General features: G+C 68.6%; 19 protein-coding genes. 5 read left to right on the top strand and 14 right to left on the bottom strand.

The window, feature by feature from the left end; translation table 11 throughout:
- From E9232_RS34450 to E9232_RS34405, 10 genes are all read right to left on the bottom strand, one after another.
- Positions 1-657: a class II aldolase/adducin family protein gene (locus tag E9232_RS34450; RefSeq protein WP_309801873.1), complete on the bottom strand. Its 657-nt coding sequence runs from the start codon at positions 655-657 to the stop codon at positions 1-3.
- Positions 658-679: 22 nt separating this feature from the next.
- Positions 680-1,720 carry a 2-hydroxyacid dehydrogenase gene (locus E9232_RS34445; RefSeq protein ID WP_309801869.1) on the bottom strand — a complete coding sequence of 347 codons (1,041 nt, stop codon included), beginning with the start codon at positions 1,718-1,720 and terminating at the stop codon, positions 680-682.
- Entirely contained in the window at positions 1,717-3,276 is a 1,560-nt protein-coding gene (locus E9232_RS34440) for an FGGY family carbohydrate kinase (protein ID WP_309801868.1), read from the bottom strand. Before E9232_RS34440 ends, E9232_RS34445 begins: the two co-directional genes overlap by 4 nt.
- Before the next feature lie 8 nt (positions 3,277-3,284).
- A complete protein-coding gene (locus E9232_RS34435) occupies positions 3,285-4,433 on the bottom strand; it encodes an ABC transporter ATP-binding protein (RefSeq protein ID WP_309801866.1) in 1,149 nt (382 codons plus the stop codon).
- Positions 4,434-4,442: 9 nt separating this feature from the next.
- Entirely contained in the window at positions 4,443-5,525 is a 1,083-nt protein-coding gene (locus tag E9232_RS34430; protein WP_309801865.1) for an ABC transporter ATP-binding protein, read from the bottom strand.
- Positions 5,526-5,530: 5 nt separating this feature from the next.
- Entirely contained in the window at positions 5,531-6,376 is an 846-nt protein-coding gene (locus E9232_RS34425) for a carbohydrate ABC transporter permease (RefSeq protein ID WP_309801864.1), read from the bottom strand.
- A gap of 12 nt (positions 6,377-6,388) precedes the next feature.
- Positions 6,389-7,312, bottom strand: a complete 924-nt coding sequence (locus tag E9232_RS34420; RefSeq protein WP_309801862.1) for a carbohydrate ABC transporter permease — start codon at positions 7,310-7,312, stop codon at positions 6,389-6,391.
- A 123-nt stretch (positions 7,313-7,435) separates the two neighbouring features.
- Positions 7,436-8,872 (bottom strand): extracellular solute-binding protein, encoded by a 1,437-nt coding sequence (locus E9232_RS34415; RefSeq protein WP_309801861.1) that lies wholly within the window; start codon positions 8,870-8,872, stop codon positions 7,436-7,438.
- 30 nt (positions 8,873-8,902) lie between these two features.
- On the bottom strand, positions 8,903-9,883 hold the full coding sequence (locus tag E9232_RS34410; RefSeq protein ID WP_309801859.1) for a sugar-binding transcriptional regulator: 981 nt from the start codon (positions 9,881-9,883) through the stop codon (positions 8,903-8,905).
- A 204-nt stretch (positions 9,884-10,087) separates the two neighbouring features.
- Entirely contained in the window at positions 10,088-13,747 is a 3,660-nt protein-coding gene (locus tag E9232_RS34405; RefSeq protein WP_309801858.1) for a M10 family metallopeptidase C-terminal domain-containing protein, read from the bottom strand.
- A gap of 490 nt (positions 13,748-14,237) precedes the next feature.
- Here E9232_RS34405 and E9232_RS34400 point away from each other — a divergent pair, with 490 nt between their 5' ends.
- From E9232_RS34400 to E9232_RS34380, 5 genes are all read left to right on the top strand, one after another.
- Positions 14,238-14,519, top strand: a complete 282-nt coding sequence (locus E9232_RS34400; RefSeq protein ID WP_309801857.1) for a hypothetical protein — start codon at positions 14,238-14,240, stop codon at positions 14,517-14,519.
- A 16-nt stretch (positions 14,520-14,535) separates the two neighbouring features.
- On the top strand, positions 14,536-15,390 hold the full coding sequence (locus tag E9232_RS34395) for a D-amino acid aminotransferase (RefSeq protein WP_309801965.1): 855 nt from the start codon (positions 14,536-14,538) through the stop codon (positions 15,388-15,390).
- A gap of 46 nt (positions 15,391-15,436) precedes the next feature.
- A complete protein-coding gene (locus E9232_RS34390; RefSeq protein ID WP_309801855.1) occupies positions 15,437-16,069 on the top strand; it encodes a glutathione S-transferase family protein in 633 nt (210 codons plus the stop codon).
- A gap of 134 nt (positions 16,070-16,203) precedes the next feature.
- Complete coding sequence (locus E9232_RS34385) at positions 16,204-16,857, top strand: response regulator transcription factor (RefSeq protein WP_309801853.1); 654 nt, start codon at positions 16,204-16,206, stop codon at positions 16,855-16,857.
- Between the two features lie 161 nt (positions 16,858-17,018).
- Entirely contained in the window at positions 17,019-17,657 is a 639-nt protein-coding gene (locus E9232_RS34380; RefSeq protein ID WP_309801851.1) for an alpha/beta hydrolase family protein, read from the top strand.
- Positions 17,658-17,664: 7 nt separating this feature from the next.
- On the opposite strand, the gene E9232_RS34375 is transcribed toward E9232_RS34380, so the two are convergent.
- The 4 genes from E9232_RS34375 to nosP all read right to left on the bottom strand — a co-directional run bounded on the left by E9232_RS34375 (position 17,665) and on the right by nosP (position 22,790).
- Positions 17,665-18,072, bottom strand: coding sequence for a GFA family protein (locus tag E9232_RS34375; protein ID WP_309801849.1), 408 nt, complete (start codon positions 18,070-18,072; stop codon positions 17,665-17,667).
- Positions 18,073-18,104: 32 nt separating this feature from the next.
- On the bottom strand, positions 18,105-18,818 hold the full coding sequence (locus E9232_RS34370) for a DUF899 family protein (protein WP_309801848.1): 714 nt from the start codon (positions 18,816-18,818) through the stop codon (positions 18,105-18,107).
- Positions 18,819-18,930: 112 nt separating this feature from the next.
- Entirely contained in the window at positions 18,931-21,612 is a 2,682-nt protein-coding gene (locus E9232_RS34365; RefSeq protein WP_309801846.1) for a NahK/ErcS family hybrid sensor histidine kinase/response regulator, read from the bottom strand.
- 2 nt (positions 21,613-21,614) lie between these two features.
- Entirely contained in the window at positions 21,615-22,790 is a 1,176-nt protein-coding gene (nosP, locus tag E9232_RS34360; RefSeq protein WP_309801844.1) for a nitric oxide-sensing protein NosP, read from the bottom strand.
- Positions 22,791-23,105: the final 315 nt, after the last annotated feature.

Genomic DNA, 23,105 nt, shown 5'->3' with positions numbered 1-23,105 from the left:
TCAGGCCGCCTGCTTCGGGCGCGGGCCGTAATCCCTAAACTTCTCGATCACCCGGTCGATTTCCTCATCCGGCAGGCACACCGGGCCACCCAGCATCAGGGCATAGACATACTGCTTGGCCAGGGTCTCGACCTCGACCGCCAGCCACATCGCCTTGCCCAGGGCCGAGCCGGTGGCGATCATGCCGTGATTGGCCAGCAGGCAGGCGGTGCGGTCCTTCAACGCGGCGATCGCATGCTCCGACAGCTCCGGCGTGCCGTAGGTGGCATAGGGTGCGCAGGGGATGGAAGGGCCGCCGGCGGCCGCGATCATGTAGTGCAGCGCCGGGATCCCGACATTGCGGATCGCCAGGATGGTCGAATACATCGGGTGGCAGTGGACGATGGCATTCACCTCCGGCTTGCTGCGGTGGATGTCGAGGTGGAAACGCCATTCCGAGGACGGGCGGTGGTCGCCATGCTTCCAGCTGCCGTCCAGCTTCATGGCGATGATGTCGTCCGGCGTCATCTCGTCATAGGGCACGCCGGTCGGGGTCACCAGGATGCCGTCGCCCCAGCGGGCGCTGATGTTGCCGGAGGTGCCCTGGTTCAGCCCGTTGGCGTTCATCTGCCGGCAGGCTTCGACAATCTGGGTGCGCAGCTTGAGTTCTTTGGACATGGATGCGGTTCCTGGAAAAAGGTCAGCAGAGGCGGAGCAGGGGTTCGCCGGCGAGATAGCGCCTGACATCCTCGGCGATCTGCCCGGCGGCATGGGTGACGGTCTTCACCGAGGCGCCGGCGATGTGCGGGGTCAGGGTGACGTTGGGCAGCTTCAAGAGCGGCCAGTCCTTCGGCGGCGGCTCGACCGCGAAGGTCTCCAGCATGGCGCCGCGCAGCTTGCCGGAGACCAGGGCGTCGTACAGGGCGTCGTAATCGACCAGCGGGCCGCGGGCGGTGTTGACGAAGATGGCGCCGTCCTTCATTGCCGCGAAGGCCTCGGCGCCGATCATGCCGGTGGTCTCGGCGGTGACACGGGGGTGCAGCGTGACCACGTCGCTTTCGGCCAGCAGGGTCTCCAGCGCCACCTGCTGCACGCCGTCGGCGCTGTCGGCGGGGTCGAGCTGGACATAGGGGTCGGTGACCAGGATGCGGCAGCCGAAGGCCTTCAAGAGGCGCACCACCTTGGTGCCGACATGGCCGTAGCCGATCACGCCGACCGTCATCTCCGACAGCTCGCGGCCGGTGATGTCGGCCCGGTACAGGTCGCCGCGCCAGTTGCCCTGCGACAGGGCGGTGTGGCCGCGGGTGATCATCCGGGTCTCGGCCAGGATGGCGCCGATGGTGAATTCGGCCACCGCACTGGCGTTGCGGCCGGGGGCGTTCACCACCTTCACGCCGCGCGCCCTGGCCGCCTTCATGTCGATGTTGACCGGCCCGCCGCGGCTGACGCCGACCAGCTTCAAGTCCGTCAACTGGTCCAGCATGCCGGCCGAGATCGGCGCCAGATGGGTGACCAGAATCTCGGCATCGCCGATGAAACCGACGATCTCGTCCGGGTCGCCCATGAACTCCTTCAGCCCATCCAGGCCGGTGCCGGCATAGCCGTGCACCATGGGCTCGTCCGGCCAGGGCTGCTCCAGCGTCCGGATGTCGAGCTCGGCCGGGATGGCCTCCAGCGCCTCCACGAACAGGCGGGGCAGCATGAAGCGGTCGCCGATCACGGCAACGCGGCGTCGGGTCATCCTTCGGTCCTCAGGTCTTCCAGGGCATGCCACACCGGGCGCAGGCTGCGATAGCTGGCGCGGTACTGGGGGAACAGGCGGTCATAGCGCGCGACCAGCGCCGGGTCGGGCGGCTCGGCCTCGGCCAGCAGCGGCGACACCCAGCGGGCGCAGGCGGCGTCGATGTCGGGCAGGATGCCCAGGGACAGCGCCGCCACCATGGCAGCCCCTGCGGCTCCGACCTCCTCGCGCTTCACCAGGCGGATCGGCGCATCGGCGGCAGCGGCGACGATGCCGCGGCAGGTGGCGCTGCGGGCGGCGCCGCCGGCCATGCGGATCTCGGCCGGGGTGCCGCCGATCGCCTCGTAGCAGTCGCGGGTGGCGAAGCCCAGGCTCTCATAGATCGCCCGCATCAGGTCGCCGACCCCGGCGGTGCCGGACAGGCCGATGATCGCGGCGCGGGCGGCGCTGTCGACGAAGGGCCCGCGCTCCCCCGCCTCGGCGATGAAGGGGTGGTACAGCAGGCGCCCCGGCGCTGCCGCCGCGGCCTTGCCGTCCAGCAGGCCGATCAGGGCCGAACGCGACGGCAGCGTTGCCCCGGCGGCCTCGGCCACCTCCTCGATCACGCCGCACAGCCAGTCGATGTTCAGCGTCGCCGCCATGTTCGAGACCATGGAGACATAGCTGCCGGGGACGATGAACGGCATGGTGTAGCCGACCTCCTCGCCCAGCGTCACCCGGTCGGCCCCGAACACCAGCCGCATATGCGCGCCGGTCGACCCCAGCACGGTGAAGCCGGCGCGGCCCTCGGGGTCGTACAGCCCGGCGCCCAGCGCGGCGCACAGCAGGTCGACCGGGCACAACACCACGGGCGTACCGGCGGGCAGGCCGGTGGCCGCCGCGGCCGCAGGGGTCAGGGCTGAATGCTCCTTCACGCCATCCACCATCGGCGGCAGCAGCCGGGCCTCGTCCTGCAGGCCGAACAGCTCCAGCACGTCGGGGTCGTAGCGCCGGGTGCGGTAGTCGCCGAAGGTGAAGGTGCCCTCGGCGATGTCGGTCGCCCGCTCGCCGGTCAGGCGGAAATACAGCCAGTCCTTGCAATGGAACGCGGTGGCAGCGCGCGCCAGCGCCTCCGGCCGGTGCCGCTTCAGCCACAGCAGCTGGCCGGTCTGGTGCGACATGTTCAGCATGGTGCCGGTGATGCGCTGCACCGCCTTGGCCGTGCCGTTGCGGTGCAGCTCCGCCACGATCGGGCCGGACCGTCCGTCATGCCACAGCATGCCGCGGCCGATCGGCTCGCCGTCGCGGTCGATCAGCCAGGTGCCGTCGCCCTGGCCGGTGACGGCGACGCCGGCGACGCGCAGGCCGCGCGCGCCCAGCTTCGCCGCCATCTCGCGCAGCACCGCTGCGGCGTCGTCCCAGGTGCGGCCGAATTCCTGCTCGCGGCCGCTGCCGTCGACCGGGATGGTCGCGTTCGGCCGCATCACATGCTCGATCTGGGTGCCATCGAGGTCGAAGGCCACCGCCTTGACCACCGAGGTCCCGGAATCGAGGCCGATCAGGACGTCCTTGGTCATCGCACCGCTCATGCCGCTGCCGCCACCGCCGGCCGGCCGCCATGGGCGATGGCCAGGCCGCTGTCGCCGTCGAACAGGTGCAGGGCGGTCTCCGGCAGGGCCAAGGCCAGTCTTGTGTCCACAGGGGCGGCCAGCGCCCGGTCGGTGACGATGGTCAGCCGCACCCCGGCCACCGCCAGGGCGATGTGGCTCTGGTCGCCCAGCCACTGGTTGGCCACGACCACGCCGTCCAGCGCGGTCTCGCCCGGCCGTGGCGCACCGAGCCGGATCTCATGGGCACGGATGCCGAGATGGACGGTGCGGCCCTCGGCCAGGTCGCGCCCGGCATGCGGCCAGGGCAGGCGGAAGCCCGGCGTGCCGTCCTCGCCCAGGACCTCGACGGCCAGGCCGCCATTCTCCCGCACCATTTTTGCCGGGAACAGGTTCATCGGCGGCTCGCCGATGAAGGAGGCGACGAAGAAGTTGGCCGGGCGCCGCTTCAGGTCGGTGGGCGAGGCGAATTGCTGCAGCCGCCCGCCCTCCATCACCGCGATCCGGTCGGCCAGCGCCAGCGCCTCGGTCTGGTCATGGGTCACGAAGACGGTCGTCATCCTGTGCTCGATCAGATAGTCCTTGATCCGCGCCCGTAGCACGGCGCGCAGCTGCGGTTCCAGCTGGGACATCGGCTCGTCCAGCAGGGACAGCTGGGCCCGCCGCACCAGGGCGCGGGCCAGGCTGACGCGCTGCTGCTGGCCGCCGGAGATCGCCTGGGGATAGCGGTCCAGGATGTCGCCGATCTCCAGCAGCGCCGCGACATGGGCCACCCGCTGCTGAACCTCGGCCTTCGGGATGCGGTCGCGCAGCAGGCTGAAGGCGATGTTGTCGCGCACCGTCAGCGGCGGGTACAGGGCATAACCCTCGAACGCCATGGCGACGTTGCGTTCGGCCGGGCGCAGCGTGTTGATGATGCGGTCGCCGATCCGGATGGTGCCCTCCGACACGCTCTCGAAGCCCGCGATCATGCGCAGGGTCGAGGTCTTGCCGCAGCCGGAGGAGCCGAGCAGCCCGACCAGCTCGCCGTCGCGCAGCGCCAGCGACACGGTGTCGACCGCACGGACCGGGTGGGACAGGCGGGGGCCGTAGATCTTGGAGACGGCGTCGAGCGTCAGGGTGGCCATCTCTGCTCCTCAGGCCGTCGCGGCCGGCAGGCGGGCGCCGGTGTCGCGGTCGAAATACAGGGCGCGGCCCAGATCCAGCCGGGCCCAGGCGCGGCGCCGGCCGCGGCCCGGGTCGTCGCCCTGGTCCTCCGGCCGGCTGGCCAGGATCTCGGTGCCGTCGGCGGCGCGCAGCAGCATCACGGTGCGGACGTTCAGGGGCGTCACCGCCTCCAGGTCGACCGGCACCGCATCCTCCGCCGGTTCGAATCGGACCTCGACATCCTCCGGCCGCAGCCCGACCAGATAGGGCTTTCCGGCGGGTGCCGCGGCCGGGGCCGGGAAGGCGGTGCCGGCGATGGTGATGCGGCCATCCCGTGCCGCCGTCTCGATCAGGTTGATCGGCGGGTCGCCGAACAGCCGGGCGATGCGGGTGTCGTCGGGCGCGCCATAGATGCCGGCGGGGGTGTCGATCTGGCGGAAGCGGCCGTCCAGCAGCACGCCGACCCGGTCGCCCAGCGCCATCGCCTCCTTGTAGTCCTGGGTGACGTAGAGGACGGTGGCGCCGACCGCGCGCAGCAGGCGCGGCAACTCCTGCCGCATCTCGTAGCGGATCTTGGCGTCGACATTGCGCAGCGGGTCGTCGAGCAGGATGACCGAGGGCGAACACACCAGGCTGCGGGCCAAGGCGGTGCGCTGCTTCTGCCCGTTCGACAGCTGCTTGGGCAGATGGTCCAGCACATGGTCGATGCGCAGCAGCTCGGCAACCTCGTGGACGCGGCGCCGGATCTCCGGCTCCGTCGTCCGCCGCGCCCGCAGCGGGCTGGCGATGTTCTCGAAGGCCGGCATGTGCGGGTACAGCGCGAAGTTCTGGAACGCCATGCCGACATCCCGCGCCTCCGGCCCCTGGCTCAGGATCGAGGTGCCGCCGATGCGGATGTCGCCCGCCTCCGGCTGCAGGATGCCGGCAATCAGCCGCAGCAGCACGGTCTTGCCGGCGCCGGACGGGCCGAACACGACGGTGAATTCGCCCTTCCCGACCGAGAGGTCGAGGCCGTCGAGGATACGGCTCTTGCCGAAGCTCTTGGCGATGCCGGCGATGTCCAGGAACGCCATATCCGTCACCCCTTCACGGCGCCGAGGCTGAGGCCCTCGACCAGATAGCGCTGGGCGTAGAGCGCCAGGGCCAGGGTCGGCAGGATCGACAGCACCAGCGCCGCGGCGATCTGGCCGTAATTGATGCCCGACGCGGTGATGAAGGCCAGCGCCCCGACCGTGACCGGCTGGATCGAGCTCGACCCCAGGATCAGCGCGAAGATGAAGTTGTTCCAGGCGAAGATGAAGGCCAGCAGGCCGGCGGCGGCGATGCCGGGCCGGGCCAGCGGCACCGCGATCTTCAGGAAGGTGCGCAGCCAGGAATGGCCGTCCAGCCGGTAGGCGTTCTCGATATCCTCGCTGATGTCCTCGAAATAGCCGCGCACGATCCACAGGATCAGCGGCAGGGTGATCAGCTGGTACACCCAGATCAGCCCGATATAGGTGTCGCTGAGGCCGAGGTCCTGGAAATACAGCTGCAGCGGCAGCAGCACCAGCAGCGGCGGTGCGAAGCGGAAGGACAGCATGGTGAAGGCCATGTTCTCGCCCAGCCGGAACTTGAACCGGGCGAAGGCATAGGCCGCCGGCACGCCGAGCAGCAGCGACAGCACGACCGAGCCGGCGCTGAGGATCAGGCTGTTCAGCAGGTTCTGCATGTAGTCGATCTTCAGCGCCCCGACATTGGTCGACAGCTCGCCGGCGACCAGCGCCGCGTAGTTCTCCAGCGTCGGGCTGAAGATGATGCTGGGCGGGCTGCGCAGGATGTCGGCATTGGTCATGAACGACATCAGCCCGACCCAGACCAGCGGGAACAGGAAGAACAGCCCCACCAGGGTCAGGAGGATGCCGCGGAGGATCCGGCCGAAACTCATCGCATCCTCCCGTCAGGCCCGGCCATGCGCGCGGGCGCGCAGCCGGAGCCATTGCTTGATGAAGACGTTGCTGAGCGCGAAGGTGATCGCCCACAGCACCATCAGGATCGCGGCCGACCGGCCGATATTGGTGAAGGTGAAGGCCTCGAGATAGGCGCGGATCTGGAACAGCATCAGCCGGTCGCCCGGGCCGCCCTGGGTCATGGCGTAGACGATGTCGAACTGCTGGATGCTGTCCAGCATGCGGAACAGGCTGGCGGTCAGGATGTAGGGCAGCAGCATCGGCAGGGTGATGCGGAAGAACACGAAGCTGCGCGGCACGCCGTCCAGCTCCGCCGCCTCGAAGGGCTGGCGCGGCAGGGCGCGCAGGCCGGCCAGCAGCAGGATGGCGATGAAGGGCGTGTAGACCCAGGTGTCGACCAGCACCACGGTGAACATCGCGCTGGCCGGGTCTGACGCCCAACGGAAATCGGTGAAGCCGAGGCTGTTCACGAAATAGCTGAGGATCCCGAAATTCGGGTTGGTCATCAGCTTCCACATCAGGCTGGCGATCGCCGGCGCCACCATCAGCGGCAGGATCAGCAGCACGCTCATCAGGTTGTTGATCAGGCTGCGCCGCACCAGCAGCAGCGCGATGCCGAGGCCCAGCAGCAGCTGCACGCCCACGGTCAGCACGGTGTAGGTCAGCGACGCCTGGATGGTGCCCCAGAACCGTCCGTCGCCGAACAGGGCGATGAAGTTGTCGAGCCAGATCATCTTGCGCCCGGCCGGGAAGGCCAGGTTGTAGCGCTGCAGCGAATAGTACACCGCAGTACCGAACGGGATCAGGATCCCGATCGTCACCAGCAGCGCCGGCAGGCTCAGCAGATAGGGCAGCAGGCCGGGGCCGGCGCGTCGGCGGGGTCGGGTCGCAGTGTCGGCGGCGATCGTGGCCACGATCGGGATCCTTTCTCGGAGCCTTCGCGGAAACCCCGCCCCCGTCCGGGGAATGCGGTCGGACGGGGGCGGGGTCTCCAGCGCGGATCCGCTGGGGGCCGGATCCGCGGGGAGGGAGGGGCGTCAGTCGGCCAGGCCGGCATCCTTCAGCTGCTGGTCGATGAACTCGGCCAGCTGGTCCAGCCCCTCATCGACCGGAATCTCCTTGGCGTACATCTTCTGCAGGCTGGCCGCCCATTCCGTGGTCAGGTTGAAGAACAGCGGCTGCGGCGTGAAGTAGATCTTCGACCCGGCGGCCGAGGCCTTGTACTGGTCGAGATAGCCGGAATAGCCCTCCAGCCGCTTGTGGAAGTCGGCATTGTCCCAGACCGACTGGCGGACGGGGTTGACCAGGTCGGCCTTGGTGGCGCCGAAGGTCGTGTGCTCGGTGCCGCTGGCCCATTGCACGAAGTACCAGCCCGCGTCGGGCGCTTGGGAGAACGCGCTCATCGCCAGCGACCAGATCCAGACATTCGGCGTCGGGGCCGCGGCGCCGGGCTTGGCGGTGAAGGGGTGGTAGGCGATGTTGCCGGCCTCCTTCGTCCCCTTGTTCTGGAAATAGCCCAGGATGTCGGCGTCGAAGATCATGGCCGAGGCGCCGGCGCCGAGGTCGTTGCCGACCTCGTACCAGGTGTAGGTGGTCCAGTTCTTCGGCCCGCCCTTCTGGATCATCTCGATCCACAGCTTGGTGAACTCCTTGGCCTCGGCGCTGTTCATCGCCGCCTTCAGCTTGCCGCCGGTGGTGTCGAAATCCTTGCCGCCATAGTTGGTCAGGCCGGAGAGGTAGCCGGGGTGGATCGTCGCCCAGCTGCGGCTGCCGCGGACGCCGACGCCATAGAAGCCCTGGTTCAGCCCGCTCAGCTTGCCGGCCTGGTCGACCATCTCCGGCAGATCCTTCGGCGGCTTCATGCCGGCGGCGTCGAAGATCCGCTTGTTGTAGGCGACGCTGTTCAGCTCGAAGCCCCAGGGCACCGCCCATTGCTTGGCGCCGTCGCCGCCCAGCGGCTGGCCCGGCACGCCCGACCAGGCGGTGGAGGCGCGCAGGCCGGGAAGCACGTCGTCCCAATTGTAGGCGGGGGCTGTCAGCTCCGGGTTCTTGATGTACTGGTTCATGTCGGCCAGCCAGCCGGCCGGGCCGTACTGCCAAGTCTGGTAGGCGCCGGTCATGAACACGTCGTATTGCGGCGACTTGCTCGACAGGGTGGCGGTGACCTTGTCGAAATAGACGTCCTCCGGGAACACGTCGTAGCTGACGTCCAGCCCGGTCAGGGCCTTGAAGTTGTCGAGGTTGGCGATCATCGCATCCGTGTAGGGATGCTTGTTCAGGAGCAGGCTGATCTTCTTGCCCGAGAACTTCTTGAAGTCTGGCCCGCCGGCGGCCAGCGCCCGGGTGCCGGCCTGGTTCAGCATGAAGCCGGCCGCGGTGGCGCCAAGGCCCAGCTTGGCGGCACCGGTCATCAATTCCCGCCGCGACAAGCGGCCGGCGACATGGGCGTCAAAGAGATCGGTCGTGCGTTTCATCACTGGTTCCTCCCTCGATGTTTCTGGTTGTCAGCTGGTCTCGCGTTGACCCTGCCGTTGCGGTGGCCGGGCCCCGCGGCGCGCGGCCATCGCCACCGCCGCGGATTCGTCGATGATCAAATCGGTCACCACCCCGCTCATCAGCGCGGCGGTGATGGCGTCGGCCTTGACCGCGCCGCCGGCGATGGCGACGACTTTCCGCCCACGCAGATCGTCCAGCCCGACGCTCAAGGCGCGGTCGTTGACCTCGGAGGCGACGCGGCGGCCGTCCCCGTCCAGGAACTGCCCGGCCAGGTCGCCGACCGCGCCGGCGGCGCGCAGGTCGTCATAGTCGGCGCGGGTCAGCACCCCGGTCTGCAGCATATGTGCCTGGGACCCCAGCTCGCCGACGCCGACCAGGCACAGGGTGGATTGGTGGGCCAGGGCCAGCACCGCCTGAACGCTTTTCTGCGACAGCATCACCGCCTTGTCGCCCAGGCTGTCGGCGGCCATCGGCACCGGCATGAAATAGCCCTCGCCGCCGGTCTTGTCGGCCAGGCGCTGCACCACGTCGAACGGGTTGGCGGAGGATTTGCGGGTCAGGCTGCCCAGCAGCGAGACGAACTTCGCGTCGGGCGCCGCGATCCGGGGCAGGCGGTTGACCAGGGCGGCCAGGGTGCGGCCGTGGCTGACGCCGATGACCTTGGCGCCGGAGGTCTCGAGATAGCGGGAGAGGTAGGCGGCGCCCTCGGCCCCCAGGGCCTCGAAGGGCTGGTCGTCCACGTCGATCGCCGGGACCACGCGGCAGAAGCCCAGGCCGAAGCGGTCGATCAGCCCGTCCTCCAGCTTCAGGCATTCGGCCGGGCGGCCGGCGATGTGGACGCTGACCAGCCCCAGCTCCTCGGCCAGCGAGATCAGGCGATGGACCTTGACCCGCGACACGCCCAGCCGGTCCGCGATCTCGCCCTGCGTCAGGCGGCGGACATAGGACAGCCACGCGGCGCGCGTGGCGAGGCTGACTTGGTCGTCCATCCCGTGTCGACAGTCCTGTAATTTTTTTCAGTGACTGAACAGATTTTCAGGATGGCCCGCGCGGATGCCGTGGTCAAGGGCCTCGTGCTACGACGGCCTCCGGACCAATCATGGGGCGCGGTTCGCCACAAGCGGCCGCGACCATTCGATAGTCGAAAGATGCCGCCCGGCCCCACCGGGGCCGGGCGGTCCACTAGTGCCGGATCAGAGCACGAAATCAGCCACCGCCAGGCTGGCGACCCCTGGTACGCCGACTTCGAAATCGGCCTTTCCATCGCCATCGACGTCGCCGCTCAGCACCCCGCCGGCGAAGCGCAGCTGACCGGCGACCCCGGTGAACGCGCTGCCGCCGATGAACGAGAATGCCTGGTCACCCGCCGCCTTGGTGTCCGCATCGATGAAGTGCAGGTCGATGTGGTCCTGGCCGTGGGTGAAGTCGGTGATGACGTCCCGGCCGTTCCCGACCACGCTTTGCCTTGCCGCCTGGAAGTAGAAGATGTCGTTGCCGGCGCCGCCGGTCAGGGTGTCGGTGCCGTCGCCTCCATCCATCTGGTCGTTGCCGGCCTTGCCGTCGAGCACATCGTTCCCGGCCATGCCGACGAGGATGTTGGCGACCTCGTTGCCGGTCAGATGGTTGGCCAAGGCATTGCCGTTGACGTTGCTGCCCGACCCCTGGACGAGGGTCAGGTCCTCGACGTTGTCGCCCAGCGCGTAGCTGCGCGACGACACGACGGAGTCGGTGCCTTCGCCCGCCAGTTCCTGGATCTTATCCGCCGAATTGTCGACGTGGTAGGTGTCGTTGCCTGCCCCGCCGATCAGCGTGTCGACACCGACGCTGCCATCGAGCGTGTCGTTGCCGGCGCCGCCGATCAGGGTATTGGCCCCGCCATTGCCGGTCAGGGTGTCGTCCAGCCCCGACCCCTGGAGGTTCTCGATCGACACCAGGATGTCGCCCTGGGCGTCGCCGCCGGTGGCGCTGCCGGTGATCAGGCTGACCGTGACCGCGCCGCCGCTTCCGGCATACGAGGCCGTGTCCGCGCCGGCACCGCCGTCCAGGTGGTCCGCCCCGGCACCGCCGAGGAGGATGTCGTCGCCGGCGCGGCCCAGCAGGGTGTCGATGCCGGCGCCGCCGTCGAGCGTGTCGTTCCCGGCCACGCCGATGTTCGGCGCTGTCGGAGTGGGCGGCGTCACCGAAACGTTCAGCTCATAGGTCGCGCCGTTGGGAACGGTGTCGACCACATCGCCCAGGTCGTTGTCGTAATGCCCGACCACGATGTAGTAGGTCCCGGTCTCCGTGACCTTGGTGGTGACCAGCGAGTCCGTCCGGCGGTCGGAGCCGGGGTCGTTGCCGCCGTCGTCGTTGAGGGCGACGGTGGTGCCATCGGGCCGGATGATCCGGATGAAGCTGTCGTCCAGCAGGTCCGAGGTGTGGTCGATGTCGGCGGTGAGGACCGTTCCCGCGTTCAGGTTCACCCTGTAGAAGCCGCCCTGGCCGTTGCCGGTGGCGTTGACCGTCGAATGCGCCAGGGTGGTCGCATCCCCGATGTCGGGATCGGCCAGGAACGAGAACTTGCTGCTCAGGTCGACGGCGGTGGCGATGGAGTTGTTCGTCGTCCCGGCCGGCAGCGTGGTGTAGCTGTTGCCCAGGCCGACGCCGGTGACCGGGAAGGGAATGAAATCGCCATCCAGCGTATCGTTTCCGGCCCCGCCTTTCAGGGTGTCGTCGCCGCCCTGGCCGACAAGGTTGTTGTCGCCGGTATCGCCGGTCAGGGTATCGCCGAACGCGGACCCGGCAAGGCCCTCGATCGACACATAGGTCTCCGGATGCGAGCCCGGCACGGCGAGATCGACGACGACCCCGACCGCGCTGCCGTAGTAGGCCGCCACGTCGATGCCGTCGCCGCCATCAAGCGTGTCCGCCCCGCCGCCCCCGGATAGCGTGTCATTGCCCGCGGCGCCCGTCAGGACGTTGACGCCGGCATTGCCGATCAGGGTGTCGGCGTATTTCGAGCCGATCACGTTCTCGATGTTCACCAGCTGGTCGAACTGGTGGGTGGTGGTGGTGTCGCCCTCGCCATCGCCGCCGCTGGCGGTGCCGAGTGCGAGGTTGACGGTCACGCCTTCGGTGCTCGGGGTCCGGGGCGGGCCGAACATCGGCTGATGCTCGTCGACCGTGTAGTCGGCCGTGTCGATGCCGTCGCCGCCGTCCAGGTAATCCGCGCCGGCGCCGCCGATCAGGCGGTCATTCCCGGCATCGCCGCGCAGGACGTCGCCGTCACGCGCGCCGTCGAGGACATCGTCGCCGTTACCGCCGTTGAAGACGTCGCCGCCGCCCAGGCCGTCGAAGTGGTTGGCCGCGTCATTGCCGATGAAGCGGTCGATGCGGTCGTCCGACCCGATCAGATTCTCGACGCTGAAGAAGGTGTCGCCGGACGCCGTGCCGCCCTGGGCTTCATTGGTGACCAGGTTGACCAGCAGCTGGAACGGGCTTTCCAGGCTGAAGTCGACCGTGTCGCTGCCGTCGCCGCCGCGGAAGATGTCGACGCCGGCCATGCCGCGCATGAGGTCGTCGCCGGCACCACCGTCGATGACGTCGTCGCCGGCGCCGCCATTGATGGTGTCGTTGCCGTCCTCGCCGAACAGCTGGTCATTGCCGTCGTTGGTATCGGGGCCGGTGATGATCGGCAGGGTGTTGTTGCGGTCGCGGCTGTCATTGGTGTCGGCGCCGCCGATGATCAGGTCGTCGCCGGCGCCGCCATGGATCTCGTCCGCGCCGTTGCCGCCGTCGATCGTGTCGTTGCCGAGGAAGCCGGCCGCCTTGTCGTTGCCGTCGCCGGCAATCAGCTGATTGGCGCCGTCATTGCCCAGGATGATGTCGTCGAACGCGCTGCCGATGCCCTTTTCGATGTAGTACTGGGTCGCGTCCTGGTTGTGGCCGTCGAAGATGGCGACGTTGTTGCTGTGGCCGTTGACGCTGGAGAAGCGGCCTTCGCGCAGATCCAGGATCGTGCTGGTGGTCGACCCCGAGAAGTCGACCGTGTCGACGCCGCCGGTGTCATGGATCACGAAGCCGATGTCGCGGCCTGGCCCGGTCGCCGTCAGCGCGTAGCCCAGCTTGGTGCTGCCGAAGCCGTAGACGTCGTTGCCGGTGTTGAGCTGGATGTCCTGATAGGTCCGCACGTTGCCCGTGACGGTCGAGAAATAGTGGCGGATGACCGCCTCGATATCCGCGATCCCGGGCGTGGTGTTCGTCCACGCGTCGGCTCCGCCGGCGTCGATGTTGTCGAAATACGACATCACCGAGTACTGCTGCTGGTCGTAGACCCACTTCGCATCGTTGAGGTAGGTGATCTGCGGGCCGCCGGGGCCGCCGTAATTGTAGAATCCGGGATGGTTCAGCCCGAATTCATGGCCGAACTCATGGATGAAGGTGTTGAAGATATAGCCGCCCGGCTCGGTCTTGTTCGGCTCGGTGTCGTGAAACCGCTGGCCGACATTGACGAAGCGGCCCGAGGAGAAGGCGCTGCCGTCATTCGCTTCCCCGACCTCCGGGCTGACGACCTGGAGATAATCGGTGTTCCGGTTGTATGGCCTGTCGGTCACGATGGTGAACTCGAGCGGCGTCACCGTCGACCACATCTGCAGCGCCCCGATGGCTGCTGCCATGTAGTCCGGATGATTGGCGAGCTCCGAGACGTTCACCACGATCGGGCCCTGCGCCTGTGTGGGCGTCAGCGGCCGGGTCAGGGCCCCGAGATAGGTGAGGAAGGTCTCGTAATCGGTGTCCTTGTTGTATGGATTGTCCGGCGTCTGGTCGATGTTCTGCCAGTCATTGAGCGCTTGGTTGAAGGTCGTCGCGAACAATTGCCCGTTGTTCGCGGCGCTATCAGTCGAATGATCTTGTTTTTGCCCCATTTGACAAAGTAGGCACATTTATTTGCTCCCCCGATTCGATGGCTTCATTGGTGAGGTTCTTGCTTTCGCAAGACTGCATCCATGAGCGCGGTATTATTTCTTATTGTCGTTGTGACGGATCGGCTGTTCGGCCAGCAGGGGCGATATGGCCCCGCAACGCCTCGTCAGCCGCAAGCGCCGACCTCCACCCATGGTTCACGTTCTGGCATGGTCCTTGGCGAATCAGCGCTGCGCCGGACGGGTCAACGGACCCGAGGCGGTTTCGGCTGTCGGATATCCAAGGGCAGACTCTGAAGACTCTCCGTGCAACGAGAACGCCCCCTAGTCGATTCTAGCCAGTCAGTTGCTGCTTTAGATCACACACAAACCGTCACGAAAAGGAAGAAGGATTCATCCTACTTTTGAGAGGATCTCGTGTCACGATTTTGGGCTAATTGCTATGGATCTGTCGGTGCCGCTTCGCTTTCAGTATCGGAAGTCGGCGGCAAAGCGGTCGGAAACACTGCGCGGCTGCGGAGTTTTTGGTTTGGTCTCGATACGCTTCGCGATCGGTCGGCGGCGGATCGGGAAGGGCGGAAGCGTCTCCCCTTGCGGCTGCACGCCGTTTGCGGGCATGGAGGGGATGGGCCGGCCGGTCGCGACGATCATGCGCGGCGCGGCGGCGATGCGCGACGACGAGGGGCCGGGCGAACCGTCCGGCCGCCTCGCGGCGTTCGACTGAGGACTGGGTGACGACGATGACCCTCGCTTATTGGAACGGATCCCTGCTGCCGCTGGACGAGGTCAGCGTCTCGCCGCTGGACCGCGGTTTCCTGTTCGCCGACGGCGTCTATGAGGTGGTGGCGGTCTATGACGGCCGGATCTTCGAGCTCGACGCCCATCTCGACCGGCTGGCGCGCAGTCTGGACGCGATCCGCATCGCCCCCGGCCTCGACCGCGCCGCCCTGGCCGCGGTGTTCGAGCGGCTGGCCGCGGAGGCACCGCGCCCGGCCGCGACGGTCTACATCCAGGTCACCCGCGGCGCCCCGGCCCAGCGCAGCCATGCCTTTCCGGCCTCGGCCCAGGCCAGCATCCTGGCCTTCGCCAGCCCGCTGAAACGCCTCGGCCGCGACCAGCAGCAGGCCGGCTTCGCCCTGGTCTCCGCGCCCGACATCCGCTGGCTGCGCTGCGACATCAAGTCGATCGCCCTGCTGCCTTCGGTGCTGGCGGCCCAGCACGCGGCCGAGGCCGGGGCGCTGGAGACGGTGATGCTGCGCGACGGGCTGGTCACCGAATGCGCCGCCAGCAACGTCTTCGTGGTCAAGGGCGGCCGGGTGGCGACGCCCGCCGCCGACCACCGCATCCTCGACGGCATCAACCGCCGCATCGCCATCCGCCTCGCCGCCGAAGCGGGGATCCCGCTGGAACAGCGCGACGTGGCGGAGGCGGAGCTGCGCGCCGCGGACGAGATCTGGATCACCAGCACGACCAAGGAACTGGCGCCGATCGTGCGGCTCGACGGCGCCGCGGTCGGCGACGGCCGGCCGGGGCCGGTGTGGCGCCGGCTCCGCGACGCTTTCGACCATCTGGCGGGTGGTCCGGCGGAGCTATAACCTCCAGGGATTCCCTGGCATCCCGCCCGCAACGGAAGACCCCGACATGAGCAAGATCGTCCTCTACGGCTTCGACGGCAGCACCTATGTCCGCACCGTGCGGATGCTCCTGGCCGAGAAGGCCGCGTCCTACGAGCTGGTGCCGGTGAATGTGCTCAAGGGCGAGCCGCGCGAGCCGGCGCATCTGGCCCGCCACCCCTTCGGCAAGGTGCCGGTGCTCGACCATGACGGCTTCCGCGTGCTCGAGACCAGCGCGATCGCGGCGTATCTCGACGAGGTCCTGCCCGGCCCGTCCTTCACGCCGGACAATCCGAAGGACCGCGCGCGCATGCGCATGGCGATGAGCTTCATCGACTCCTACGGGTATGGCGCGCTGATCGGGGTGGCCGGCTTCCACCTGTTTCCCGACTTCATCGGCGGCCAGAACGAGGAGGCGAAGCAGCAGGCCATCGCCACCAGCCGGCGTGTCCTGGCCGAACTGATGAAGCTGCGCGGCGGCGACGCCCACATCGCCGGCGCGCGCCCCTCGTTGGCGGACCTGTATCTCGCGCCGATCTGCTTCTATGTCGGACTCACCTCCGACGCCGAGGAAGTCTTTGCGGTGGACGGCTTCGCGCCGTGGTGGGAGCGGATGCAGGCGATGCCGAGCTACCAGGCGACCGCGCCACAGCTGGGCTGACAGAGCGGCCCGCAAGGGCCGGCGTGCTTTCAACGATCTCTAAGACCAAAGGCCAATGCCGGTCCTTCCCCCTTGACCCCTGGAGTCCTGGGGCGTTCAATCTCTTACCTCAAGTCGAGGCAAGGATGTCGCCGATGCGCACGGTCCTGGTCGCTGACGATCACCCGATGTTCCGGGAAGCCCTGGCGGGCACGCTCAAGTCGCTCGACGGCCAGGTCGACGTGCTCGAAAGCGGCACGTTCGGCGAGGCGGTCGAGCGCATCGCCGCAGTCATGGACATCGACCTGATCCTGCTCGACCTCAGGATGCCCGGGATGAACGGGGTCAAGGGCGTGCGCTCGCTGCGCACCCGCCGGCCGGACGTGCCGGTGGCGGTGATCTCGGCGCTGGCCGACAGCTTCGTCATGCGCGAATGCTTCGACGCCGGCGCGGTCGGCTACATCCCCAAGTCGCTGTCGCGCGACGCCATCGTCTCCGCCATCTCCACCATCCTCGACGGCGGCAGCTACACCCCCTCCGAAGGGCTGGACCTGATCGGGCCGGGCGAGCTGGAGGAGGACGAGCCGCTGGACGACGCGGTGCGCTGCCGGTTCGAGCTGCTGACCAACCAGCAGCGCAAGGTGCTGGAGCTGATGGCCGAAGGCCTGCTGAACAAGCAGATTGCCTACGCCATCGATGTGCAGATCACCACGGTCAAGGCGCATGTCTCCAGCCTGCTGCAGAAGCTCGGCGTCTCCAGCCGCACCCAGGCGGTGATCCTGTTCCAGAAGTACCGCCGCAGCCTCTGAGGCCGTCCCGCCGCGACAGCGTCGTAGGTTGGGTTCGCGCTGGCGAACCCAACGCCGGCTTCGGCCGTGGGATGTTGGGTTCGCCGAAGCGAACCCAACCTACGCCCTGGATTCGGGTGTAGCCTCGGGCCTTCCCCCACGGCCTGAAGGCAGCAGATCGAATGGCGCCGGACTTTCTGATCGACGGGCCGGCCGACGCCCGCACCACCATCCTGCTGGCGCATGGCGCCGGCGCGCCGATGGATTCGGCGTCGATGGGCGCTGCCGCCGGGGCCCTGGCCGGCGCCGGGTTCCGCGTCGCGCGGTTCGAATTCGGCTACATGGCCGCCCGGCGCGGCGGCCAGCGCAAGCCGCCGCCGCGGGCCGAGACCCTGATCCCGGAATACCGCGCTGCGGTCGACGCTCTTGGCGCCGCCGGGCCGCTGGTCATCGGCGGCAAGTCGATGGGCGGGCGCGTGGCGTCGATGGCGGCGGACGAGCTGCACGCGGCCGGCCGCATCGCCGGGCTGCTGTGCCTGGGCTATCCCTTCCATCCGCCGGGAAAGCCGGCGCAGCTGCGCACGGCGCATCTCGCCGGGCTGGCGACGCCGGCCCTGATCTGCCAGGGCACCCGCGACGAGTTCGGGACGCGGGATGAGGTCCCCGGCTACGCCCTGTCCAGCTGCATCGAGATCCTCTGGCTGGAGGATGGCGACCACGACCTGAAGCCGCGCAAGCGCGTCTCCGGCCTCACCGCCGCCGACCATCTCCGCACCCTCGCGGCCGGAGTCGCCGCCTGGGTGGAGCGCATTACCCGTTGATATCAGCCTACAGGTGCCGCACCTCCGCCGGCGTCGACCCCCAGGCGTCGTTGAGGCCGTCGTAATAGGTGACCGGCGCCGCCATCAGCTCGTCGATGTCGACGTCGTCGAGGCAGGCGACGTTGACGTTGTAGTACCGGCTGCCGGTCATGTTGGGCATGTCCACCCATTCGAATGGTCGCACCCCGCAATGCCGGCAGAACAGGTGGTGCGCCACGTCCGAGCGGCCGCGATAGTCGGTCATCTCAGCCTCGCCGGCCAGCAGGCGGAAGGCGTCGGGCCGGACGTTGACCGACCACAGCCGCATCTTGGTGCAGATCGTGCAGTTGCATTTGCCGGTGCCGGTGGCGATGTCCAGATCGGCCTCGAACCGGACCGCGCCGCAATGGCAGCTGCCGCTGTAGGTCTTGCGCATCGCCGTGCCTTCGCCTCGCTTCCTGCGGCCCGTCAGGAACCGTAGTCCAGCTGCGGATACCAGTCCTTGCCGCGGCCGGCCGGCGTGTAGTCCAGCACCGTCCACAGCACCGCCGGGTCGGGGGCGCCGCGCTGGTCCTGGCCGGGATCGGCGGTCGATCCGCCCATCTCGTCGGACCAGAAGTGGCGGACGGTGCCGCCGTGGCGGGTGAAGACGTTGATGGCCCCGGTTTCCGACCCATCGGGCATGATGCCGAAATAGTCGCGGGAATAGGCGCCGTCGAGGTCGGTGTAGAGCCGCAGGTGCTTCCAGCCGCGCTCGCGCTTCCACGCCGTCAGGCGTTCGATCGGCGAGCGGGCGACGACCGCCAGGGAGAGGTGCTGGCCGATGTCGGGGGCGTTGCCCTCCCAGGCGCTCAGCACATTGGTGCACATCGGGCAGGCGCGCTCGCGCTGCGGCCCGAACATGTAGCTGTAGATCACGAGGGTCTGCCGATCGCGGAACAACCCGGCGAGGTCGGTCGGCCCGTCCTCGCCCTGGAAGCGGTAGCCGCCGGTCACCGCGCCGCCCGGGGGCAGGGCGCGGCGCTGGGCGGCGACCCGCTCGATGTGGCGGCGCAGCTCGATCTCCTCGGCCAGCAGGGCGGTGCGGGCGGCGCGGTATTCGGCGCTCTCATTGGGGATCCGCACCGGGCTGCCGCGGGCCAGATCGGCGGCGGGGGTCAGGGGGGTGTTCTTGGCGTCCATCGGATGGTCCTCCGTCCTGGGGAAGATGCATGCGGGGATAGTCGATGCTACCCCCGCCCATTCGACAGGTCCGCCTGGAATTTTTTGTGGGAATTTTTGTCGGGCCTGGCCCTCAGCGCCTCGCCGAGGCGATCAGGGCGCGCAGCCGGGCCGGCTTGATCGGCTTGGTCAGCAGGCTCACCGCCGACAGCGCGTTCACCATCGTCTGCAGCTCCGGGCTGCGGTCGGCCGTGATCACGGCGGCCGGAATGTCCTCGTTCAGCGCATGGCGCAGGGCGATGATCAGCTCGGTGCCGCGCTGGCCGTGGTCGAGATGGTAGTCGGCCAGCACGATGTCCGGGCGGAAGCCGTCCACCGCGATCCGCGCCTCGGCACCCGCCCGGTCGTCCGCGGCGGCGACCTGGCAGCCCCAGCCGCGCAGCAGCCTGGTCATGCCGTCGAGGATGGCGGGGTCGTTGTCGATCACCAGCACCCGCACCCGGTCGACCGCGCTGGGCACGATGGTGGTCGCCGCCGGCCGCGGTGCCATGCAGTCCAGCGCCGGGTCGGCCACCGGCACCAGGACCGAGAAGCTGGAGCCGCGCCCCACCGCCGACCGCACCCGGACATCGTAGCCGAGCAGCCGGCTGATGCGCCGGACGATCGACAGGCCCAGGCCGTAGCCCTTCTGGCCGCCATCGCCCTTCGGCCCGGACTCCAGGGTGTCGAGGCGGCGGAACTCCTCGAAGATCTCGTCCAGCCGCTCCTGCGGGATGCCGACGCCGGTGTCGATCACCTGCAGCTCGACCTTGTCGCCGCGCCGCCGGGCGCCGAACAGGATCCGCCCGGCATGGGTGTAGCGCACCGCGTTGGTCAGGAAGTTCTGCAGCAGCCGGCGCAGCAGCTGGGGGTCGGAGCAGACGGTGACCGAGCAGGGCAGCAGGGTGAAGGTCACGCCCTTGCGCTCGGCCAGCGGCGCGATCTCGTCGTGCAGCGCCTCCATCAGCGGCGGCAGCGGCACGTTCTGCAGGTTGGCGCCGACCCGCCCGGCATCGAGCTTGGAGATGTCGAGCAGGATGTTGAGCAGGTCCTCCACATTCTCCAGGGCGTGGTCGATCTTGCCCAGCAGCGCCTCGCTGCCCGGCGGCAGGGTGGCATCCTCCAGCGTCGCCACGAACAGCCGGGCGGCGTTCAGCGGCTGCAGCAGGTCGTGGCTGGCATCGGCCAGGAACTTGGTCTTGCTGACATTGGCCCGCTCCGCCTCGATCTTGGCGATGCGCAGCTCGCGCGCGATGCGGCGGCGCTTCTCGACCTCCAGCGACAGGGTCTCGTTCAGCCGGGACAGGGTGGCGGTGCGCTCATGCACCCGGCGCTCCAGCTCCTCGTTCGCCGCCTCCAGGATGCGTTCGGCCCGGCGGCGCTCGGTGATGTCCTGGATCAGGGTGAAGAAGCCGACCACCTCGTCGCGGTGGTTGCGGTGCGGCACATAGGTGGCGAAGCCGAAGCGCGGCTCGGTCTCCGAGCCGCGCAGCGGCAGGTCGAAGGTCACGGTGCTGCCGGCCAGCGCTCGCTCGAGGAACGGGCGGCGCAGCGCGTACTCCGCCTCGCCCAGCACCGAATGCAGGGTCTGCCCCAGAATGGGGGTGCCGTTGGGGGCGTAGCCGGCGCGGTAGGCGCGGTTGACGAAGCGGTAGCGCTGGTCGCGGTCGACATAGGAGATCATGGTCGGCACCGCGTTGGCGAACAGCCGGATCCGCTGTTCGCTGTCCAGCAGCGCCTCCTCCGCCAGCTTGCGCTCGGTGATCTCGACATAGGAGGTGACGAAGCCGCCATCCGGCATCGGGTCGCCCTTGACCTCGAACCAGCGGCCGTTCAGCGCCACCTCCGCCGGTGGTCCCGATCCACGGGCCGAGCCCGGGCCGATCGGCGACGCGGTGCCCAGTGCCGGCGCGCCGCGGCTATCGTTGAACTCCTGGAACCGGCGGTACGAGCTGCCGGCCCGGCGCAGCTCCGCCGGCAGTTCCAGCAGCTCGCCATAGCGCCGGTTGGCGGTGACCAGGTGCTGGTCGCGGTCGAACACGGCGACGCCGATCGACATGCTCTCCAGCGTCGCCTGCAGATGCGCCGACCGCTCCGCCAGCGCCTTCTCGCGCTCCTGCCGCTCGGCGTCCTTGAGGTCGGTGATGTCGGTGTAGATCGAGGCGATGCCGCCTTCGGTCGACCGCCGGTCGTTGACCTGGACCCAGCGCCCGTCGGCCAGGGCGTAGACCCAGCGCTGGGCGCCGCCGCCGCGGGTCGAGGCGCGCTGCAGCCGGCGCTCCGCGATCCACCGCTCCGGCTTCAGGCCATCCGACTGGATGACCCCGGCGTCGAGGCCGAGGCGGATCAGCGCGTCCAGCGCCACGCCCGGGCGGATGGCGTCGGTCAGATGCGGCCAGAAGTCGAGGAACCGGCGGTTGAACAGGATCAGCCGGTCGTCCGGGTCGAAGATGGCGAAGCCTTCGGAGATGCTGTCGATCGCGTCCTGCAGCCGGTTCTGCGCCGTCCGGCTGGTGACGATGGCCTCGCTCAGCTCGAGGTTCGACTGCTCCACCGCCTGCAGCGCGTGCTCCAGCTCCTTGGTCCGGTCGCGGACCTTCTGGTCCAGCAGGATCGCGGTCTGGAACAGCTGGTAGGCGTTGCCCTGCATGTCCAGACTGTGCTCGACCCGCTGCATCAGGGCGCGGTTGATCTCGGACAGCTTGGCGACGTTGCGCCTCAGGGCGGCTTCCTGGTCCCCGCTCGGTCGATCCTGCTGCGCCACATCCCGTCCCATGCTCAGCCCGGCCCGAAGGCGATCCCCGTGAAGGTCTGGCTGACATGCATCATGCCGAACTGCTCGCCATAGGTGTTGAAGCCGACGACGTTGTTCTGGGCCATGATGCGCGAGACCTCGGTCAGCATCTGGCGCTGTTCCATCTCGACGTAGCGCAGCACGCAATCGAAGCCGATCACCGCCTCGATGCTGCCCAATTGCGCACGCAGATCGTCGAACAGGGACACCAGATTCGCGACCAGATCGCCGCTCTTTGCGACACTCAGGATGATTCCCTCGTCGATGGCGCAGAAGAAGTGCAGGCAGCCGTCGGCGTCGACCCGCTGGATGGCGCGGACATAGTGGCGGCCGCCGGCCTTGACCACCAGCGGGTGCGAGGCGAAGACCAGGGGCGTCAGGTCGGCCGGGTCCAGCCCGATCAGCCGGGCGTACTCCTCGGCTGCGGGCTCGGCGTTGATCTCCATCACCACGCGCTTCGCCGGGTCGGCCCGGGTCACCACCATCTTCTGGTCCAGCGGGTGGAAGTGCTGGCGCTCGAACACGCGGAATTCGAGGTCGGTCGACACCAGGATCAGCAGCGACGCGTTGTCCAGCACCCGGCCGTCGACGAAGATCGCGGTCTCGCGAAAGGCCAGGTTGTCGCCGGCGGAGCCGCCGACCAGCGGGATCTCGCCCAGCGCGTCGCCCAGCGCGCTGACGATGATCTCCTCATGCATCGACAGCCCGTCATTGATCAGCAGGGCGAAGGTGCGCGACGGCTCGAACCGGTGGTCGAGGGCCTGGTGCTCGGCCATCAGCGCCTTGGCCAGGGCCGCCCCGTCGGCCATGTCGAAGTGCGACATCGGCTCGATCAGCCGGACCGAGGCGGCGAAGTGGTCCGCGCACAGGCTCATCCCGGTGATGGTGCCCTGGCGGTAGCCGACCGGGGTGATCTCGCCGGCGGTGGTGCAGCCCAGCACGCGGACATCCGGCACCCGGCGGGCGATCGCGGCGAGGACCGAGGGGACGTCGTAGGTCGGCGAGCAGAACAGCAGAATCATCTCCATGCGGTCCTGGGCGATGGCCGCCAGCAGCTCGTCGACGGCATCCTCCGTCGACGCCTTCATGCTCATGCCGCGCCGCAGCCCGCAGGGGCCGGCCCGGACCGGTTTATCCTTCGCTTGGTAGGCTTGGGGCATTCGCTTCCTCCCGAGAAGCTTAGCGTGGCCCTCTGGCCGGGACCACTGATCCAAGGGCCAATGATTGGGCCGGATCGCGCTTGATCCAAAGTCCTATTCCGGCGGGACTTTCTTTGTCGCTACCGTTTTCCCTCAGGTTCGGGCACCGTCCCGGCCGGGCGGCGGCACCGTGGGGTGATCCGCCCTGTTCGTGCCGGGGGACGGCAGTCGGGAGAAAAGCGATGAAGACGCGAGCCGCCGTAGCCGTCGCCGCGGGGAAGCCGCTGGAGATCATGGAGGTCGATCTCGAGGGTCCGAAGTTCGGGGAGGTCCTCG

The sequence above is a fragment of the Inquilinus ginsengisoli genome (assembly GCF_031453975.1).
GTDB lineage: Bacteria > Pseudomonadota > Alphaproteobacteria > DSM-16000 > Inquilinaceae > Inquilinus > Inquilinus ginsengisoli_A.
This window is presented reverse-complemented; position numbering and strand designations above follow the sequence as displayed.

Excerpts from the sequence above, each read along its gene's own strand:
- E9232_RS34450 (WP_309801873.1), bottom strand. The coding sequence starts at position 657 with ATGTCCAAAGAACTCAAGCTGCGCACCCAGATTGTCGAAGCCTGCCGG.
- E9232_RS34445 (WP_309801869.1), bottom strand. The coding sequence starts at position 1,720 with ATGACCCGACGCCGCGTTGCCGTGATCGGCGACCGCTTCATGCTGCCC.
- E9232_RS34440 (WP_309801868.1), bottom strand. The coding sequence starts at position 3,276 with ATGACCAAGGACGTCCTGATCGGCCTCGATTCCGGGACCTCGGTGGTC.
- E9232_RS34435 (WP_309801866.1), bottom strand. The coding sequence starts at position 4,433 with ATGGCCACCCTGACGCTCGACGCCGTCTCCAAGATCTACGGCCCCCGC.
- E9232_RS34430 (WP_309801865.1), bottom strand. The coding sequence starts at position 5,525 with ATGGCGTTCCTGGACATCGCCGGCATCGCCAAGAGCTTCGGCAAGAGC.
- E9232_RS34425 (WP_309801864.1), bottom strand. The coding sequence starts at position 6,376 with ATGAGTTTCGGCCGGATCCTCCGCGGCATCCTCCTGACCCTGGTGGGG.
- E9232_RS34415 (WP_309801861.1), bottom strand. The coding sequence starts at position 8,872 with ATGAAACGCACGACCGATCTCTTTGACGCCCATGTCGCCGGCCGCTTG.
- E9232_RS34410 (WP_309801859.1), bottom strand. The coding sequence starts at position 9,883 with ATGGACGACCAAGTCAGCCTCGCCACGCGCGCCGCGTGGCTGTCCTAT.
- E9232_RS34400 (WP_309801857.1), top strand. The coding sequence starts at position 14,238 with ATGGATCTGTCGGTGCCGCTTCGCTTTCAGTATCGGAAGTCGGCGGCA.
- E9232_RS34395 (WP_309801965.1), top strand. The coding sequence starts at position 14,536 with ATGACCCTCGCTTATTGGAACGGATCCCTGCTGCCGCTGGACGAGGTC.
- E9232_RS34390 (WP_309801855.1), top strand. The coding sequence starts at position 15,437 with ATGAGCAAGATCGTCCTCTACGGCTTCGACGGCAGCACCTATGTCCGC.
- E9232_RS34385 (WP_309801853.1), top strand. The coding sequence starts at position 16,204 with ATGCGCACGGTCCTGGTCGCTGACGATCACCCGATGTTCCGGGAAGCC.
- E9232_RS34380 (WP_309801851.1), top strand. The coding sequence starts at position 17,019 with ATGGCGCCGGACTTTCTGATCGACGGGCCGGCCGACGCCCGCACCACC.
- E9232_RS34375 (WP_309801849.1), bottom strand. The coding sequence starts at position 18,072 with ATGCGCAAGACCTACAGCGGCAGCTGCCATTGCGGCGCGGTCCGGTTC.
- E9232_RS34370 (WP_309801848.1), bottom strand. The coding sequence starts at position 18,818 with ATGGACGCCAAGAACACCCCCCTGACCCCCGCCGCCGATCTGGCCCGC.
- E9232_RS34365 (WP_309801846.1), bottom strand. The coding sequence starts at position 21,612 with ATGGGACGGGATGTGGCGCAGCAGGATCGACCGAGCGGGGACCAGGAA.
- nosP (WP_309801844.1), bottom strand. The coding sequence starts at position 22,790 with ATGCCCCAAGCCTACCAAGCGAAGGATAAACCGGTCCGGGCCGGCCCC.